We start from the raw sequence: 14,567 nt of genomic DNA on the forward strand, positions 1-14,567 counted from the left end.
GCAGCCGCTTCGCGACCACCCCCGGCACACGCACCGGCGCGATGACACCGACCCGACTGCGCCAACGGGTGGATGCCCGCTTCGAACGCTGGGTGCGTCGCCGCTCGCCGGTGTCGCTCCCGATCCGGTTCGACCGCCACCGGATCTACGTGCTGCCCACGGCCTTCGGTGCGTTTTTCGCCGTCCTCCTGCTCACCATGGGCGTGGGCGCGCTGAACTACAACAACAACCCGGCCCTGCTGCTGTGCCTGATGCTGGCCGGCGCCGGCGTGGCCAGCCTGCTGCAGGCGCAGCTCCAGCTGAGCGGCCTGGAGGTGCATGCCATCGGTGCCGAACCGGTGCCCGCGGGCATGCCGCTGCAGCTGCGCGTGCATGTGCGCGCCGCGCCCGGCCGCGCCCGGCGCGGGCTGCGCGTGGAATGCGCGGGCGCCGCGGCCGTTCTCTCGCTGCAGGACGGTGCGGGCGAGGCGGTGTTGGCCCTCCCGACCACGCGACGCGGCTGGATGGACCCAGGCCGCATCCGGGTCTCGACCACCCGGCTGCTCGGGCTCGCGCGCGCCTGGGGCTATGTGTGGGCCGATGCGCCGCTGCTGGTGTATCCCGCGCCGGAAGCGGCCGGGCCGCCGCTGCCGCAGGGCGTGGGCGACAGCCCCCAGTCGCGCCTGCATCCGGCCGGCGACGACGTCCACCACCTGCGCGACTGGCGCCGCGGCGACAGCCGGCGCGCGGTCGCGTGGAAAGCCTCCGCGCGGCGGGACGCGCTGCTGGTGCGCGAGTTCGAGCAGCCGCTCGGCGCAGCGATCGTGCTCGACTGGCGCGCGCTGGCCGCCCTGCGGAACGAGGAGCGCATCCGGCGACTGGCGCGCTGGGTGGACGAGGCCGAACGCGAGTCGCGCCGCTACAGCCTGTGGCTGCCGGGCCAACCGATGATCGGCCCGGGTGCCGGCGCGGTGCATCGCCACACGTGCCTGCGCGCACTGGCGCTGCTCCCGGGGAACGACGATGGCCCGCGCTGACGCTCCGCCCCTCTCGAAAGCCGGCCGCACGTGGACGCTCGCCGCGGGCGCGACGTGCCTGCTGCCGCTGCTGCCGCAGCTGCCGCCCGGCATCTCGGCCACCGCCGTCGCCGTTGCGGTCGTGGTCGGCGCGCTGTCGCGTCGCCGGCCGCTGCCGAACTGGCTGCGCGTCCTGCTGGCGATCGCCCTGGTCGGCGGCGTTCTGGCGACGTTCCGCTTCGCCCTGGGACGCGACGTCGCCTGCGCCCTGCTGGCGATGATGCTGGCGCTCAAGCCCGGCGAACTCGCCAGCGTGCGCGATGCACGCAGCCTGATCGGATTCGCCCTGTTCGCGCCGTTCTCCACCTTCCTGCTCGACCAGGGTCCACTGTCGCTGCTGCTCGGCCTGGCCGGTGCCACCTGCGCGCTGGTCGCGCTGCTGCAGCTGTCGGCGGACGAATCGGGCGACCATTCGACCTCGACGGCCCGGCAGCGGATGACCACCGTCGCCCGCCTGGTCGCGATCGGACTGCCGCTCGCGCTGGCGGCGTTCTGGCTGTTCCCGCGCATGGGGTCTCCGCTGTGGGGCGTGCCGGACCGGGTCCTGTCGCGGCCGGGGCTGTCGGACGAGATGGCGCCCGGCGAATGGCTGGACATGATGAACGACGACCGCCCGGCCTTGCGCGTCACGTTCCAGGGCACGACGCCGCCGACCTCGCAGATGTACTGGCGCGGGCCGGTGCTGCTGGATTTCGACGGCCGCACGTGGCGTCGCGCGCGCGACATGGAACGCCGCGCGGTACCGGAGGCGACGGCGGGACCGACGGTCTGGCGCTACCTGATGGAGGTGGAACCGACCGAGCGCGATACGCTGGTGGCACTGGAACTCGTCCGCGAGACACCTCCGGGTGTCCGCCAGACCTCGGAATACGTCCTGCGCAGCGACCGGGCCCTGACCTCGGTGACGCGCTGGCGGATGTCGGCCGCCGCGCCGCTCCGGTTCGATGCGGAACTGGCACCGGACACGCGGTCGCGTGCGCTCGCGCTACCCGACGGGTTCAATCCGCGCACGCTCGCGTTGGCCAGCCAGTGGCGAAGCGAGCACGGGCCGGCGGGCGACATCGCGATCGTCAACCGCGCGCTGCAGATGGTGCGCGACGAATTCGGCTACACATTGTCCACCCCACTGCCCGGGCGTCATGCGGCCGATGAATTCCTGTTCGACTGGAAGCAGGGGTTCTGCGAACACTTCAGCTCGGCCTTCGTCGTGCTGATGCGTGCCGCCGGCATCCCGTCCCGCGTGGTGACGGGCTATGCGGGCGGGCGACGCAACCCGATCGGAAACTACTGGATCGTCCGCAACGAGGACGCGCACGCCTGGGCGGAGGTCTGGCTGCAGGGCCGCGGCTGGGTCCGCGTGGACCCGACCGCCGCGGTGGCGCCGGAGCGGATCTACGACACGATCGACGATCGCGCCGGCGGCGGCGGTTTCGGGGGGTTGCCGGGGGTGACCCCGATGCTCGACCTGGGCGACTGGCTGCGCCGTGGCTGGAACGACCTCGTGCTCGGCTTCGACGCCGCGCGGCAGCTCGCCATCCTGCGGCCGGTCGGGCTGGAGAACACCGGCACCCGCGGCCTGGTGGCGCTGTTCGCGGCCTGCGCGGGACTCGCGCTGGCGTGGATGCTGTGGCTCACCGCACGTGCCGAACGCAGTGGCGATCCGGTGCTGCGCGCCTGGCACCGGCTCGGCCGCCGTTATGCGCACTTGGGGCTCGCGCGCGAACCGCACGAGCCGGCCATGGCCTGGGCCGCGCGGGTGGCGGCTGCGTACCCGGACGGTGCCGGGACACTGCGCGCACTCGCTGCGCGATTCACGCGTTGGCGTTACGCTCCCGGTGCCGGGGCGGGCGATCCGCGCCCGCTGATCCGGGATCTGCGCGGCCACCGCCCCGCCCGTCCCGCCCGACCGGATACCCCGCCATGATCCGCTGCCCCCTCGCATTCGTCGCCGCCGCGCTGCTGCTCACCGCCTGCGCCTCTCAGCCCAGGCCGCTGCAGGGCAGCTTCGTCGAGACGCCGCCGCATGCGGTGCTCGAGTCCGACGCGACCGGCACACCCGTGCGCTGGGGCGGGCGCATCGTGCAGGTCGAGCCGCGCGCGGACGAGACCTGCTTCGAGATGATCTCCACCCGACTGACCGCCACCGGCCGCCCGTACTGGGCGAGCGACGACAGCAACGGCCGCTTCATCGCCTGCCGCACCGGCTTCTACGATCCGTCCGTGTTCGAAATCAATCGCGAGGTCACCTTCACCGGCCACATCGCCGGCTACGAGACCCGGCGCATCGGCGGGTACGACTACCGCTTCCCGCGCATCGACGCCGACGTGGTGTACCTGTGGCCGCGACGCGAGACGAACGCGATCACCCGGCCCGCGCCGTGGCCGTGGTGGGGCTGGTGGTGAGCACGCGTCCGCCGCGGCGGGTCAGCCCGCACTCACCCCGAAGCGGCCGAGCGGCGCGCCGGCCAACAGGTGCAGGTGCAGCTGGAACACGGTCTGGCCGCCGTCGCCGTTGCAGTTCATGACGATCCGGTAGCCGTCCTCGGCGAAGCCCTGCTCGCGCGCGTAGCGCGCGGCCGCGACCGCGAGGCGCCCGACGATCTCGGGCCGGTCCGCGGGCACGTCGTCGAGCGTCGCGTAGGTGTCCTTGGGCACGAACAGCACGTGCACCGGCGCCTGCGGCGCGATGTCGCGGAACGCGATGACGTGTTCGTCCTCGAACACGATCTCGGCGGGGATCTCGCGGCGGATGATCTTGTGGAAGATGGTGGGCATGGCGTGGCGGTCCTGGTTCGCGTCAAGCATACCGCCCGCGTGCGTGCAGGCGCCGGTCACGCGCCCGTATCACGGACGTCGAGTCAGCGAGCGACGCGTTCGCCGGCCGATGCGCGCGGCCGGCCGGTGTCGACGGCCGCCGCCGTCCGCGCGCAATTCCCGGCCGCGGCGGCGGCGATGCTGCGCGGGACAGGGCGCCGCTGCGGTCTCGCGTGAGCCGCAGCGCGATCCACCTGCCGGCGCGCCTAGGCCATCTCGCTGCGCGACCCGAAGGCGTGCGAGAGCGTGCCGCGATCGACATACTCCAGCTCGCCGCCGAGGGGAACGCCGTGGGCGAGGCGGCTCGGCCGGGCGCCGTGCTGGCGCGCGATCTGGGCGAGATAGTGCGCGGTCGCCTCGCCCTCGACGGTGGGATTGGTGGCGATGATCAGTTCCTGCACCTCGCCCTCCGCCAGCCGTTCGGCCAGCCGGTCGAGGCCGATTTCCCGCGGGCCGATGCCGTCGAGCGGACTCAGCCTTCCCTGCAGCACGTAGTACAGGCCCCGGTAGCCGGTGGCCTGCTCGATCGCGAGGCGGTCGGCCGGAGACTCCACCACGCACAGCTGGTGCGCGTCGCGCGCCGCGCTGGCGCAGGTGGCGCAGACCACGGTTTCGCTGAAATCGCGGCAGCGGGTGCAGTGGCCGACGCGCTCCACCGCCTCGGCCAGTGCCGCGGCCAGGCGCCGCCCGCCCTCGCGCTCGCGTTCAAGCACGTGGTAGGCCATGCGTTGCGCGGTCTTCTGCCCCACCCCGGGCAGGATGCGGAAGGCTTCGATCAGTTGTTCGAGCAGGGATGACATCGGCAGGCAGGGCGTGCACGGGTGGAGGAACGTCCGTCCGGCGACACGATCCCGGAGGCGGTCACGGGCCGTCGAGCCACCGGCGCGGCGCTCAGAACGGCAGCTTCACGCCCGGCGGCAGCGGCATGCCGGCAGTGGCGCCGGCCATCTTTTCGCGCGAGGCGGCGTCGATCCGGTTGGACGCGTCGTTGAACGCGGCCGCGATCAGGTCCTCGGCCATTTCCGGGTCCGACAGCACGCTCGGATCGATCCGCACCTTACGGCACTCCTTGCTGCCCGACAGGGTCACGTTCACCATGCCGCCACCGGCGCTGCCGGTGACTTCCATCGCGGCGATCTCCTGCTGCACGCGCTGCATGTTTTCCTGCATCTTCTGCGCCTGCTGCATCAGCTGGCCAATGTTTCCACGCATGTTCGTCTAGCCTTCGTCGTAGGGTCGGATGGAATCGGGCACCAGCCGGGCGCCCTGCTGCCGCATCAGCCGCTGCACCTGCGGGTCGGACAGGAAGGCCTGCTCGGCCGCGGTCTGGCGCGCGTCACGCTCGCGGGCATGGCGCGCATGCAGGGTCTCGCCGGCGGACGCGACGGCTTCCTCGAAGCGGATCTGCGGCGCGTCGCCCAGCGCCGGCGCCAGCGCCTGGGCGAGCTGCGAGACCAGGAACGGCGCCTTGAGGTGATCGTCGCTGGCCGGCAGCGACAGCCGCAGCACGCCCTCGCGCCAGTCCACGAACGCCGCATGCGCGGCGAGTTCGCGCACCGGCCCGCGCAGGACCAGGCCGCCGACCAGGTCCAGCCAGGCGGACGCATCGAGCCCCGCGCCGGGCGCGGGTGCGGGCCTGCCTGACGCCGGCGCGGAAGCGGGTGCACGGGACGCTGACGCATCGCCGGCCGGTGCCGCGGCAGGCGCGCGGGTCTGCGGCGGTGGCGTGGCGGGGCGCGGCGCGACGGCGGGAGCGGCGGCCGGCTTGCGCGCGGCCGGCTCGACGGTCGGGGCGCGGCGCGCCGGCGCGGCCACGTCGGCCTCCAGCGCAGCGCGCGCGGCGGCGGCCGCGCCACGCCCGCCCGACGACGACATCGCCGCGGGTGCCGCCGCTTCGCTGCCGCCGCCCTGCGCGGCGCCATCCACCGGCCGGAACGCCAGCATCCGTAGCAGGCTCATCTCGAAGCCGGCGCGCGGACTGGGCGCCAGCGGCAGGTCGCGACGGCCGCCGAGCGCCATCTGGTACCAGAGCTGCACCAGTTCGGGACGCAGCGCGTCGGCCAGGGGCGCGACATCCATCGCATCGTCCGCCCCGGCGATGCCCGGCACCAGCTGCCGCAGCTGGATCCGGTGCAGGGCCGCGGCCAGCGCGTCGAGCACGCCCGACCAGTCGGGCGAGACCTCGGCCAGCGCCTCGATCTCGGCCATCAGCCGCGCGCCGTCGCCGGCCGCCAGCGCCTCGAGCAGCGCGCCAATGCGGGTCCGGTCGACCGTTCCCAGCATCCGCGCCACCGCCTCGTCCGCCAGCGTGCCCGCCCCGGCGGCCGCGCCGGTGTAGGCGATCGCCTGGTCGAGCAGCGACAGGCCGTCGCGCAGGCTGCCGTCCGCGGCTTTCGCCAGCTGCGTGATCGCGCCGGGTTCGGCGGCGATGCCTTCCGCCGCCAGGATCTTCGTGATCTGGCCCCCGATCTGCGCCTCGTCCAGGCGCTTGAGGTTGAACTGCAGGCAGCGCGACAGCACCGTCACCAGCAGTTTCTCCGGATCGGTGGTCGCGAACAGGAACTTCACGTGCTCGGGCGGTTCCTCCAGCGTCTTGAGCAGCGCGTTGAACGCCGGCTTGGACAGCATGTGGACTTCGTCGATCAGGTAGACCTTGTAGCGGCCGCGCGAGGGCATGTACTGCGCGTTGTCGATCAGGTCGCGCACGTTGTCGACGCCGGTGTTGGACGCCGCGTCGATTTCCAGCAGGTCGATGTAGCGGCCGGCGTCGATCGCCTGGCAGGTCTCGCAGATCCCGCAGGGATCGGCGCCGGTGCCCTGCTCGCAGTTCAGGCTCTTGGCGAAGATGCGCGCGATGGTGGTCTTGCCCACCCCGCGGGTGCCGGTGAACAGGTAGGCGTGGTGGACGCGGCCCGAGTCCAGCGCGTTGGACAGCGCCCGGACCACGTGCTCCTGGCCCACCAGCTCGGCGAACCGCTTCGGGCGCCACTTGCGGGCGAGGACGAGATACGACATCGGTCCATTGTGCCGCGCCGCGCCCGGTTTTGCCCGCCCGGCGGATGCTCCACACGGCGCATCGCCGTTCCCGGCCCCCACCCGTTCGGTTGTGGTAAAGGCCGGCCGCCGCTAGACTTTGCGCCCCTGCGTGCGGCCGGACGCCGCCTGCCGGGACCTGCGGAGAGGTGTCCGAGTGGTTGAAGGAGCACGCCTGGAAAGTGTGTAAGCGTCTAAACCGCGCTTCGGGGGTTCGAATCCCCCTCTCTCCGCCAGATCCTTGAAGCGCCCCGGGAGGGGCGTTTCATCTGTTCATCTGCAAGTCTCCATGGTGGCCCCGTCGGCCCCTCGCGACGCTAGGTCGAAAACTCCGCCAGGGCCGGAAGGCAGCAACGGTATCGATCGACGCGGGTGCCGAGGCAAGCTGGCGGGGCCATCGCCATGTCAGGCGACGCCACTTCACTCGCCGGGCCCGTGGCGACGGTGTGAGCAGATCACGACCGACGGCGACGCGCGGCGCGGCAAGCTGGCGGGGCCATCTCCATGTCAGGTAACGCCACTTCGCTCGCCGGGCCCGTGGCGACGGTGTGAGCAGATCGCCTCCGACGGCGACGCGCGGCGCGGTGAACGAACGGCGCGCCGCTGCGCGTCAGTGGCTACCCGACTCCGCGCCCGAGGTCCGTTCCACGCTCGGCTTGCCGTCCTGCTGGCTGAAGAAGAACGCGTACGACAGGCGTAGCGCCACCGGCGTGTCGATGGCGTCGGGTTCGGCGCAGGCATCCTCCACCGCGCGGCCGTCGGACGTGCGGCAGACCAGCGCAGGATCGTACGTCCACAGGCGCACCGCCTGCTCCCCCGCCCCGGCGAACCGCGCCGCGTGCGGACCATCCGCCCCGGCACAGGCCGCATCGCGGCGACGGGTGACCGCGCCGACGCGCCCGTCGGCACCGATGTCCACCTCGACGCACACCTCGACCGGTGCCAGTCGCAGCGCCAGCAGTTCGGGCGGATACGCCGGCAGCGGCGATTCCAGCAGTTGCGGGAACACGAACGCCTGGCTGGAATCGAGCTGCAGGTGGGTGGCCCCCGCGGGCGGCGGCACCAGGGCCGTGTCCACGCTCGGCACGGGCTCGGGCGGCGGGGCCGGTGGCGCCGTCCGGCAGCCGCCCATGCCGGCAGTCGCCAGGCACACGATCAGCCCAACGCGCATGCGTGTCTCCATCCCTGGGGACGGGCCAGCCTACTCGGGAACGATGGCCAGCGCATCGGGCTGGCGACCCGTGGCCCACATGTCCAGCACGCGCCACTCGACCGCGTCGATCACGGCGATCCGGTCGGCCCCGCTGATCGCCACATAGACGCGCGGCCGCGCCGGGTCGGCGACCACGCCGATGGGCATCGCGCCCCGGCCCAGCAGCGTCTCGCCCGCTTCCGATCCCTCGGGACGCAGCGCCACCGTCGCCACCCGGCGATGGCTGGCGGCATCGAACACCGCGAGGGTCCCGGCCTTCGCGTTGGTCACCAACGCGTGGCGGCCGTCGGGCGTGAACGCGACCCGGATCGGGAAGCCTTCGCTCGACAGGGTGGCGAGCGTGTCCAGGGTGTCGGGATCGTGCACGGTGAGCGTGTCGTCCTCGCGGTTGGTCACCCAGACCCGGCCGTCGGGCGCCACCTCGATGCCTTCCGCGCCCTTGCCCGCCGGCGCCTCGCGAGTCTTGCGCCCGCTCGCGAGGTCGATCCGCGACACGGTGCCGGCGGCGATCTTGCTGACGTAGGCCGTGGCCCCGTCGCGCGAGACCGCGACCATGTGGCCCACGCCCGCGCCGACGTCGATCGCCTGCGCCACCGTCCCGGCACCCGGGTCCACGCGCAGCAGGGCGTCGCTCGCTTCGGTGGTCACCAGCGCGTCGCCACCGGGCAGCAGGCGGATGCCGTGCGGCCGGCCGTGTCCGCCGAGGTCGATCGTGCGCAGGGGGTCACCCGACGTCGCATCGAGCACGCTCAGCGAGGCGCCGGGCTGCTGGTGGCCGTAGTCGGTCACGATCGCCTGCCGGCCATCGGCCGACACCGCGATCTCGTGCGGCCCGGCGCCGGTGGGACTCTCGCCGAGGCGGCGGCCGTCCTCCAGCGACAGCCGCCACACCGTGTCGTCGCTCTTGTTGCCGACCAGCAGCGTGCCCTGGGCGGAGGCGGCAGCGTTGGCGAGGCACAGAAGGGGTCCGAGCAGCCATGCAGCGAAGCGGATCACGGCGATCTCCTTGCGAGGCGTCCGCGAGGGCGGAACGCATTGAAGCCCTGGCGCCTCGAGCGGGCGGCCCGGCGCAGACGCCCGTGGCGACAGCGTCAGGTTCCGGGAGCGGTGGATCCCGTCGGGCGCGGATGCAGCCAGCCCGCGTCGCCGTCGGCGTAGTGTTCGTGTTTCCAGATCGGCACGCGGGCCTTCACTTCGTCGATGATCCAGCGGCAGGCGTCGAACGCGGCGGCGCGGTGCGCGGCGCTGACGCCGACCCACACCGCCAGCTCGCCGATCGCCAGTTCGCCCACGCGATGCACGCAGCAGGCATCCAGCGCGCCGAAGCGATCCAGTGCCTCGCACACGATGCGGCGGCCTTCGGCCTCGGCCAGCTCGACATAGGCCTCGTAGCGCAGGCCGCGCACCGCGCGCCCGTCGTTGTGGTCGCGCACCCAGCCCTCGAACGCGGCGTACGCGCCGGCGCGATCGTTCAGCAGCCGCGTGCGCAGCGGCGCGATGTCGAACGGCCGGGATGCGATCGCGAACAGTCGCGCATCGCCCTCGCCCGGCCCCGGTACCGGCGCGTCGATCATCCGCCCGACACCGGCGGGATGAACGCGATCTCGCTGCCCTCGCGCGGCGGCTCGTCCCAGCGCGCGAAGGCCCCGTCGACCGCGACCCGCATCCGCTCGCGCGGCAGCGCGAACCCGTGCCGCGCACGCGCCTGCTCGTACAGCGCGGCGCAGTCGGGCGCATCGGTGTCCAGCGCTTCCGACCCCGTGCCCGCGGCATCGCGCAGACTGGCGAAATACAGCAGGGTCACCCGCGCCATCAGCCGACCGCTCCCACGTCCCGCCTGCCACCGCGCTTGCCGACCAGCTTCGCCGGACCGATCACGATCGCGTGCGAGAGCGCCTTGCACATGTCGTACACGGTCAGTGCGGCGACGGTGGCGCCGGTCAGCGCCTCCATCTCCACTCCGGTGCGGTGCACGGTCTTCACCCCGCATTCGATCCGCAGTTCGCGCTCGCCGTGCCAGTCGATGGCGATGCGCACGCCGTCGATCGGCAGCGGGTGGCAGAAGGGAATCAACTCATGCGTGCGCTTGACCGCCATCGTGCCGGCGATCACCGCGGTGTCGACGATGCCACCCTTGGCGCTGCGCAGGCCCGCGGCGCGCAACTGCGCCGCGACCGCGGCCGGGAAGCGCACCCTGCATTCGGCCAGGGCCTGGCGCGCGCTCACCGCCTTCCCGGACACGTCGACCATCGCCGGGCGCCCGTCGGCATCGAGGTGGGTGAGCGTCTTCGCCGGCGTCATGCGTCCATGGTACCGATGCCGGTGTCCGGCGTCCCCTGGTGGAAGACCATCCGCCAGCGCCCGCCAGACTCGCGACGCCACCAGGAGCTGCGCAACGACCGGCGCACGTCGGCGCCCTGCGTGCGGGTCGCGGCGTAGGTCACGCAGGCGACGTCGTGCGTGATCGCACGCGTGCGCATCGATCTCGCCTCGAAGGCCACGCCGCCGCGTTCGGCCGGAACCGCGTCCAGCGCCGCCTGCTTGCCGAAGACCGCGCCGGAGGCGCCGATCTCCATGAAATCGTCGGCCAGGAGCGCCTCGACGCGAGCGCGGTCGGCGCGCACAACGGGGTCGAGCAGTGCGCGCTCCAGCGACTCGACGTGGCGGCAGTCCTCTTCCGTCAGCACGCGGGCAGGCTCATCCGCCGATCAGGAACATCTCGACGTGGCGTCGCGGCGCATCCGCGCTGCCCCGGACCTCGCTGTAGCGGTCGGCGCGCGCGCGCCACAGCCCGGCCAGGCGTTCGGCGACGGCCAGCTCGCCCTGGGCGAGGGTCGGCCGCAGGTCGATGCCTTCGGCGGAGAACAGGCAGGTGTAGAGCCGGCCGTCGGCCGACACCCGCGCGCGGTGGCAGTCTCCGCAGAACGGCGCCGTCACCGAGCTGACGAAGCCCACTTCGCCGCCACCGTCGATGAACGCGTGGCGCTCGGCCACCTCGCCGCGATACTGGGCATCGAGCGCGCGCAGCGGCCAGCGTGCATGGATGCGCGCGCGCAGTTCGGCCGAGGGCACCACGCGGTCGCGCCGCCAGCCGTTGCAGGTGCCCACGTCCATGTACTCGATGAAGCGCACCACGTGGCCGCTGCCGCGGAAGCGCTCGACCAGTGCGAGCGCCTGGTCGTCGTTGACGCCGCGCTGGACGACGCAGTTGATCTTGAGCGCATCGAAGCCGGCGGCTTCGGCGGCCGCGATTCCCGCCAGCACGTCGGCCACCTCGCCGCGGCCACCGGACAGCGACCGGAACAGGGCCGGCTCCAGCGCGTCCAGGCTTACCGTCAGCCGGCGCAGGCCCGCCTCGCGCAGCGCGCGCGCGTGCGGCGCCAGCAGCGTGCCATTGGTGGTCATGGCCAGGTCGTCGATGCCGTCGATGCGCGCCAGCCGCGCGACCAGCGCCGGCAGTCCCTTGCGCAGCAGCGGCTCGCCGCCGGTGATCCGCAGCTTGGACACCCCCAGCCGCGCCGCGCCGCGCACCAGGGCCTCGATCTCGTCGAACGACAGCCGTCCCGCCGCGTCCAGCCCGTAGTCGTCGGGCACCCGATCGGCGGGCATGCAGTAGCCGCAGCGGAAGTTGCAGGCCTCGATCACCGACAGGCGCAGGTCGCGCAGCGGACGGCCGAGCCGGTCCAGCGGCGCGAGCAGCGGATGCGGCTGCGCGCTCATCCGACGTCGACCTGCATCGCATGCGGCGAGGCGAGCGCGAAGGCCTCGCCCGGACGCGCGACGCGATGCCCACGCGCCGCGAGCGCGTAGCCGTCGGCGGTCGAGGCATAGTGGTACAGCACGCAACGCGACAGCAGCTCCGGTGGATACTCGCGTTCGAGGTCGTCGACCCCGCTGTGCGAGGGATTGCCGTGCAGGCCGCAGTCGTGTGCGACCAGCTCGCCCGCGTCCGCACGCAGGCGCAGCTGTTCCGGGATCGGGCGGGTGTCGCCGGTGAACACCAGGCTGCCGCGCAGGCGCAGGCCGAAGGCGGTGTCGGGCCAGTGGTGGCGCACCGGGAACACCTCCAGGCGCACGCCGTCGTGCCAGAACGCTTCGCCCACCGGCACCACCCGGAACGCATCCCAGAAGTTGGCGCCGCCCTCGGCCAGCACGTTGGGATAGTCGCCCACCCGCCGGTGCAGCAGCGGCACGAGCGGGGCCGGCACGTACAGCGGCATCCGTCCGCGGCGCGCGGCGTCGAAATATTCCGATACGAACAGCCGCTCCAGCCCGCCGACGTGGTCGAGATGGGTATGGGTGACGAACAGCGCGCGCGGCGGCGTGCCGTATTGCGCCAGGCAGGCGGTGAGGCCTTCGCTGCCGCAGTCGATGGTCAGCCACGGCGCGCCGTCGCGCTCGATGGTGGCCATCGGCGACCCGAGTTCGGTGGCCGAGGCGTTGCCCACGCCGTGGAAGCGCAGCGTCCAGCTCATCGCGGCGTGCCCGCCGCGGTGGCTTCGGGGGCACAGATCGGGCGGATGGGCACGGCCACGGCCTAGTTGCCCTTCGCCCAGCGCGCGTCGTAGGCCGCGCGCAGGCGGCCGAAGCCGGCCTCCACCGCCTCGCGGCGCGCATCGCCGGCCACCTTGTGCAGCGAGCGCAGCAGCCGCTGCAGGTTGGCCTCGCGCCAGGCGGTGGCGGGAATGTGCATGCGGCTGCGGTCGAAATCGATCATCCAGCCCTTGCCGGCCTCGTCGAACAGCACGTTGTGGGCATTGAGGTCGGCGTGGTCGAGGCCTTCGCGATGGAAGCGCGCGACCAGCCGCCCGGTCGCCTCCCACGGCGCCTCGTCCGCCTCGAGCAGGGACGCCAGCGAGCGCACGCCCGCCAGGCGTTCGACGATGATCCACGCCCGGTAGCTGAAGCGCCCGCGCAGATAGCACGCCGCCACCGGCTGCGGCACCGGGCACTTGCGCCGCAGCAGTTCGCGCAGCAGGCGGAACTCGGCGAAGCTCCGGGTGCGGTTGGCGCCGCGCCACACGTAGCGATCGCGGCTGAGCTTCGCGGCGAACCCGCCGCGCAGGTACTGGCGCAGCACCAGCGGGCCGTGGCTGGCATCGATGAACCAGGCGCCGCCGCGGCCGCTGCCGTCGACCTGCTGCGCACGCGATCCCCACTCGTGCGGATCGAACCAGCGCGGGTCGACTTGCCGCAGCTGCGTCATGTCGAACAGAATCGCGCCATATTCCCCGCTGCCACGATCGTCGTGGAAGGGCGTCAAGCTCTCAGTGGCGTCGAACGCGGCCATCCAGCGAGTCTATCAAGCCGTGACGCCCGTCCCCGTCGTTCCCCGCTCGATCTGCCTGCTGCGCCTGTCGGCGCTGGGCGACGTGACCCACGTGCTGCCGCTGGTGCACACCCTGCGCGACGCCTGGCCGGAGGTCGCGCTGACCTGGGTGATCGGCAAGGGCGAGCAGCGCCTGCTCGATGGACTGCCCGGGGTGGAGTTCATCGTCTACGACAAGGCCAGCGGCCTGGCCGGCATGCGCGCGCTGCGACGGGGACTTTCCGGGCGCCGGTTCGACGCCCTGCTGCAGATGCAGGTGGCCGCGCGCGCGAACCTGCTGTCGGCCTTCCTGCCGGCGCGGAGGCGGGTCGGCTACGACCGCGCACGGTCGAAGGACCTGCACGGCCTGTTCGTGAACGAGCGCATCCCCGATCGCCCCGGGATCCACGTGCTCGACGCCATCGGCAGCTTCTGCGAGCCGCTCGGGCTGCGCCAGGACTCGGCGCGCTGGGACCTGCCGGTACCGGAGGATGCGCGCGACTGGGCCCGGGCGCAGTGGCCCGACGACGGCGCGCCGACGCTGGTGATCTCGCCATGCTCCAGCCACGTGCGCCGCAACTGGTTCCCCGACCGCCACGCCGCGCTGGCCGACCACGCCGCCAGCCAGGGCTGGCGCGTGGTGCTGTGCGGCGGACGCAGCGCGCTCGAGCGCGAGACCGCCGACGCCATCCAGGCGGCCATGCACGCGCCCGCGCTCGACCTGGTCGGCAAGGACACGCTCAAGCAGCTGCCGGCGCTGCTCGAACGCGCGACGCTGGTGGTCACCCCGGACTCGGGTCCGATGCACATCGCCAACGCGATGGGGACGAAGGTGCTGGGCCTGCATGCCGCCAGCAACCCCGCGCGCAGCGGTCCGTATTCCGACCGGCGCTACTGCGTGGACCGCTACGACGACGCGGCCCGCAGGTACCTCGGCAAGCCGGCCGCGGACCTCGCATGGGGCACCAAGATCGAGGCCGACGGGGTGATGGACCTGGTCACCGTGGACGACGCGATCGCGGCGTTCGAGCGCTACCGCGCCGACCACGGCTGAGGCGGTGCGGGCAGCCGGCCTGTCGCTTCCGGCAGGGGCGCTTCCGGCACATCCATGGCCGGGCGACCGGACGTACATTGGCCCCGACGG

General features: G+C 73.0%; 17 protein-coding genes, 1 tRNA gene and 1 other RNA gene. 6 read left to right on the top strand and 13 right to left on the bottom strand.

Annotated features, from left to right (window positions below; genetic code table 11):
- Window positions 1–41: 41 nt before the first annotated feature.
- The 3 genes from QFW80_RS07050 to QFW80_RS07060 are packed head-to-tail and all read left to right on the top strand — an operon-like array spanning window position 42 to window position 3,458.
- Complete coding sequence (locus QFW80_RS07050) at window positions 42–1,016, top strand: DUF58 domain-containing protein (RefSeq protein ID WP_280600864.1); 975 nt, start codon at window positions 42–44, stop codon at window positions 1,014–1,016.
- Window positions 1,003–2,979 carry a transglutaminase TgpA family protein gene (locus QFW80_RS07055; protein ID WP_280600866.1) on the top strand — a complete coding sequence of 659 codons (1,977 nt, stop codon included), beginning with the start codon at window positions 1,003–1,005 and terminating at the stop codon, window positions 2,977–2,979. The genes QFW80_RS07050 and QFW80_RS07055 overlap by 14 nt, the downstream gene beginning before the upstream one ends.
- Window positions 2,976–3,458 carry a Slp family lipoprotein gene (locus QFW80_RS07060; RefSeq protein WP_280600868.1) on the top strand — a complete coding sequence of 161 codons (483 nt, stop codon included), beginning with the start codon at window positions 2,976–2,978 and terminating at the stop codon, window positions 3,456–3,458. Before QFW80_RS07055 ends, QFW80_RS07060 begins: the two co-directional genes overlap by 4 nt.
- Before the next feature lie 21 nt (window positions 3,459–3,479).
- On the opposite strand, the gene QFW80_RS07065 is transcribed toward QFW80_RS07060, so the two are convergent.
- The 4 genes from QFW80_RS07065 to dnaX all read right to left on the bottom strand — a co-directional run bounded on the left by QFW80_RS07065 (window position 3,480) and on the right by dnaX (window position 6,884).
- Window positions 3,480–3,830, bottom strand: a complete 351-nt coding sequence (locus tag QFW80_RS07065; RefSeq protein WP_280600869.1) for a histidine triad nucleotide-binding protein — start codon at window positions 3,828–3,830, stop codon at window positions 3,480–3,482.
- Between the two features lie 245 nt (window positions 3,831–4,075).
- On the bottom strand, window positions 4,076–4,669 hold the full coding sequence (gene recR / locus QFW80_RS07070; protein WP_280600870.1) for a recombination mediator RecR: 594 nt from the start codon (window positions 4,667–4,669) through the stop codon (window positions 4,076–4,078).
- Between the two features lie 91 nt (window positions 4,670–4,760).
- Complete coding sequence (locus tag QFW80_RS07075) at window positions 4,761–5,081, bottom strand: YbaB/EbfC family nucleoid-associated protein (protein WP_280600871.1); 321 nt, start codon at window positions 5,079–5,081, stop codon at window positions 4,761–4,763.
- 6 nt (window positions 5,082–5,087) lie between these two features.
- Window positions 5,088–6,884 (bottom strand): DNA polymerase III subunit gamma/tau, encoded by a 1,797-nt coding sequence (gene dnaX, locus QFW80_RS07080; RefSeq protein ID WP_280600872.1) that lies wholly within the window; start codon window positions 6,882–6,884, stop codon window positions 5,088–5,090.
- Window positions 6,885–7,045: 161 nt separating this feature from the next.
- On the opposite strand from dnaX, the gene QFW80_RS07085 reads away from it, so the two are divergent.
- A tRNA-Ser gene (locus tag QFW80_RS07085) sits at window positions 7,046–7,138 on the top strand.
- A 62-nt stretch (window positions 7,139–7,200) separates the two neighbouring features.
- An RNA gene (gene ffs, locus QFW80_RS07090) (signal recognition particle sRNA small type) lies at window positions 7,201–7,297 on the top strand.
- A 215-nt stretch (window positions 7,298–7,512) separates the two neighbouring features.
- Here the strand turns inward: ffs and QFW80_RS07095 are convergent.
- From QFW80_RS07095 to QFW80_RS07135, 9 genes are all read right to left on the bottom strand, one after another.
- The gene (locus tag QFW80_RS07095) at window positions 7,513–8,073 is read right to left on the bottom strand and encodes an energy transducer TonB (RefSeq protein ID WP_280600873.1); all 561 of its coding nucleotides are present in this window, start codon (window positions 8,071–8,073) and stop codon (window positions 7,513–7,515) included.
- Between the two features lie 30 nt (window positions 8,074–8,103).
- A complete protein-coding gene (locus QFW80_RS07100) occupies window positions 8,104–9,111 on the bottom strand; it encodes a Vgb family protein (RefSeq protein WP_280600874.1) in 1,008 nt (335 codons plus the stop codon).
- Window positions 9,112–9,206: 95 nt separating this feature from the next.
- Window positions 9,207–9,689 (bottom strand): molybdenum cofactor biosynthesis protein MoaE, encoded by a 483-nt coding sequence (locus QFW80_RS07105; protein ID WP_280600875.1) that lies wholly within the window; start codon window positions 9,687–9,689, stop codon window positions 9,207–9,209.
- The gene (locus tag QFW80_RS07110) at window positions 9,686–9,931 is read right to left on the bottom strand and encodes a MoaD/ThiS family protein (protein ID WP_280601371.1); all 246 of its coding nucleotides are present in this window, start codon (window positions 9,929–9,931) and stop codon (window positions 9,686–9,688) included. The genes QFW80_RS07105 and QFW80_RS07110 overlap by 4 nt, the downstream gene beginning before the upstream one ends.
- The gene (moaC, locus tag QFW80_RS07115) at window positions 9,928–10,416 is read right to left on the bottom strand and encodes a cyclic pyranopterin monophosphate synthase MoaC (protein ID WP_280600877.1); all 489 of its coding nucleotides are present in this window, start codon (window positions 10,414–10,416) and stop codon (window positions 9,928–9,930) included. Before moaC ends, QFW80_RS07110 begins: the two co-directional genes overlap by 4 nt.
- Window positions 10,413–10,802 carry a nuclear transport factor 2 family protein gene (locus QFW80_RS07120; protein ID WP_280600878.1) on the bottom strand — a complete coding sequence of 130 codons (390 nt, stop codon included), beginning with the start codon at window positions 10,800–10,802 and terminating at the stop codon, window positions 10,413–10,415. Before QFW80_RS07120 ends, moaC begins: the two co-directional genes overlap by 4 nt.
- A 10-nt stretch (window positions 10,803–10,812) precedes the next feature.
- Window positions 10,813–11,835, bottom strand: a complete 1,023-nt coding sequence (gene moaA / locus QFW80_RS07125; RefSeq protein ID WP_280600880.1) for a GTP 3',8-cyclase MoaA — start codon at window positions 11,833–11,835, stop codon at window positions 10,813–10,815.
- Window positions 11,832–12,590, bottom strand: coding sequence for an MBL fold metallo-hydrolase (locus QFW80_RS07130; RefSeq protein WP_280600881.1), 759 nt, complete (start codon window positions 12,588–12,590; stop codon window positions 11,832–11,834). Before QFW80_RS07130 ends, moaA begins: the two co-directional genes overlap by 4 nt.
- A gap of 62 nt (window positions 12,591–12,652) precedes the next feature.
- The gene (locus tag QFW80_RS07135; RefSeq protein WP_280600883.1) at window positions 12,653–13,405 is read right to left on the bottom strand and encodes a 3-deoxy-D-manno-octulosonic acid kinase; all 753 of its coding nucleotides are present in this window, start codon (window positions 13,403–13,405) and stop codon (window positions 12,653–12,655) included.
- Window positions 13,406–13,424: 19 nt separating this feature from the next.
- Here QFW80_RS07135 and QFW80_RS07140 point away from each other — a divergent pair, with 19 nt between their 5' ends.
- Entirely contained in the window at window positions 13,425–14,477 is a 1,053-nt protein-coding gene (locus QFW80_RS07140; protein ID WP_280600885.1) for a glycosyltransferase family 9 protein, read from the top strand.
- The last annotated feature ends 90 nt before the right edge of the window (window positions 14,478–14,567 follow it).

The sequence above is a fragment of the Luteimonas rhizosphaericola genome, assembly GCF_029888045.1.
GTDB classification, from domain to species: Bacteria; Pseudomonadota; Gammaproteobacteria; order Xanthomonadales; family Xanthomonadaceae; genus Luteimonas; species Luteimonas rhizosphaericola.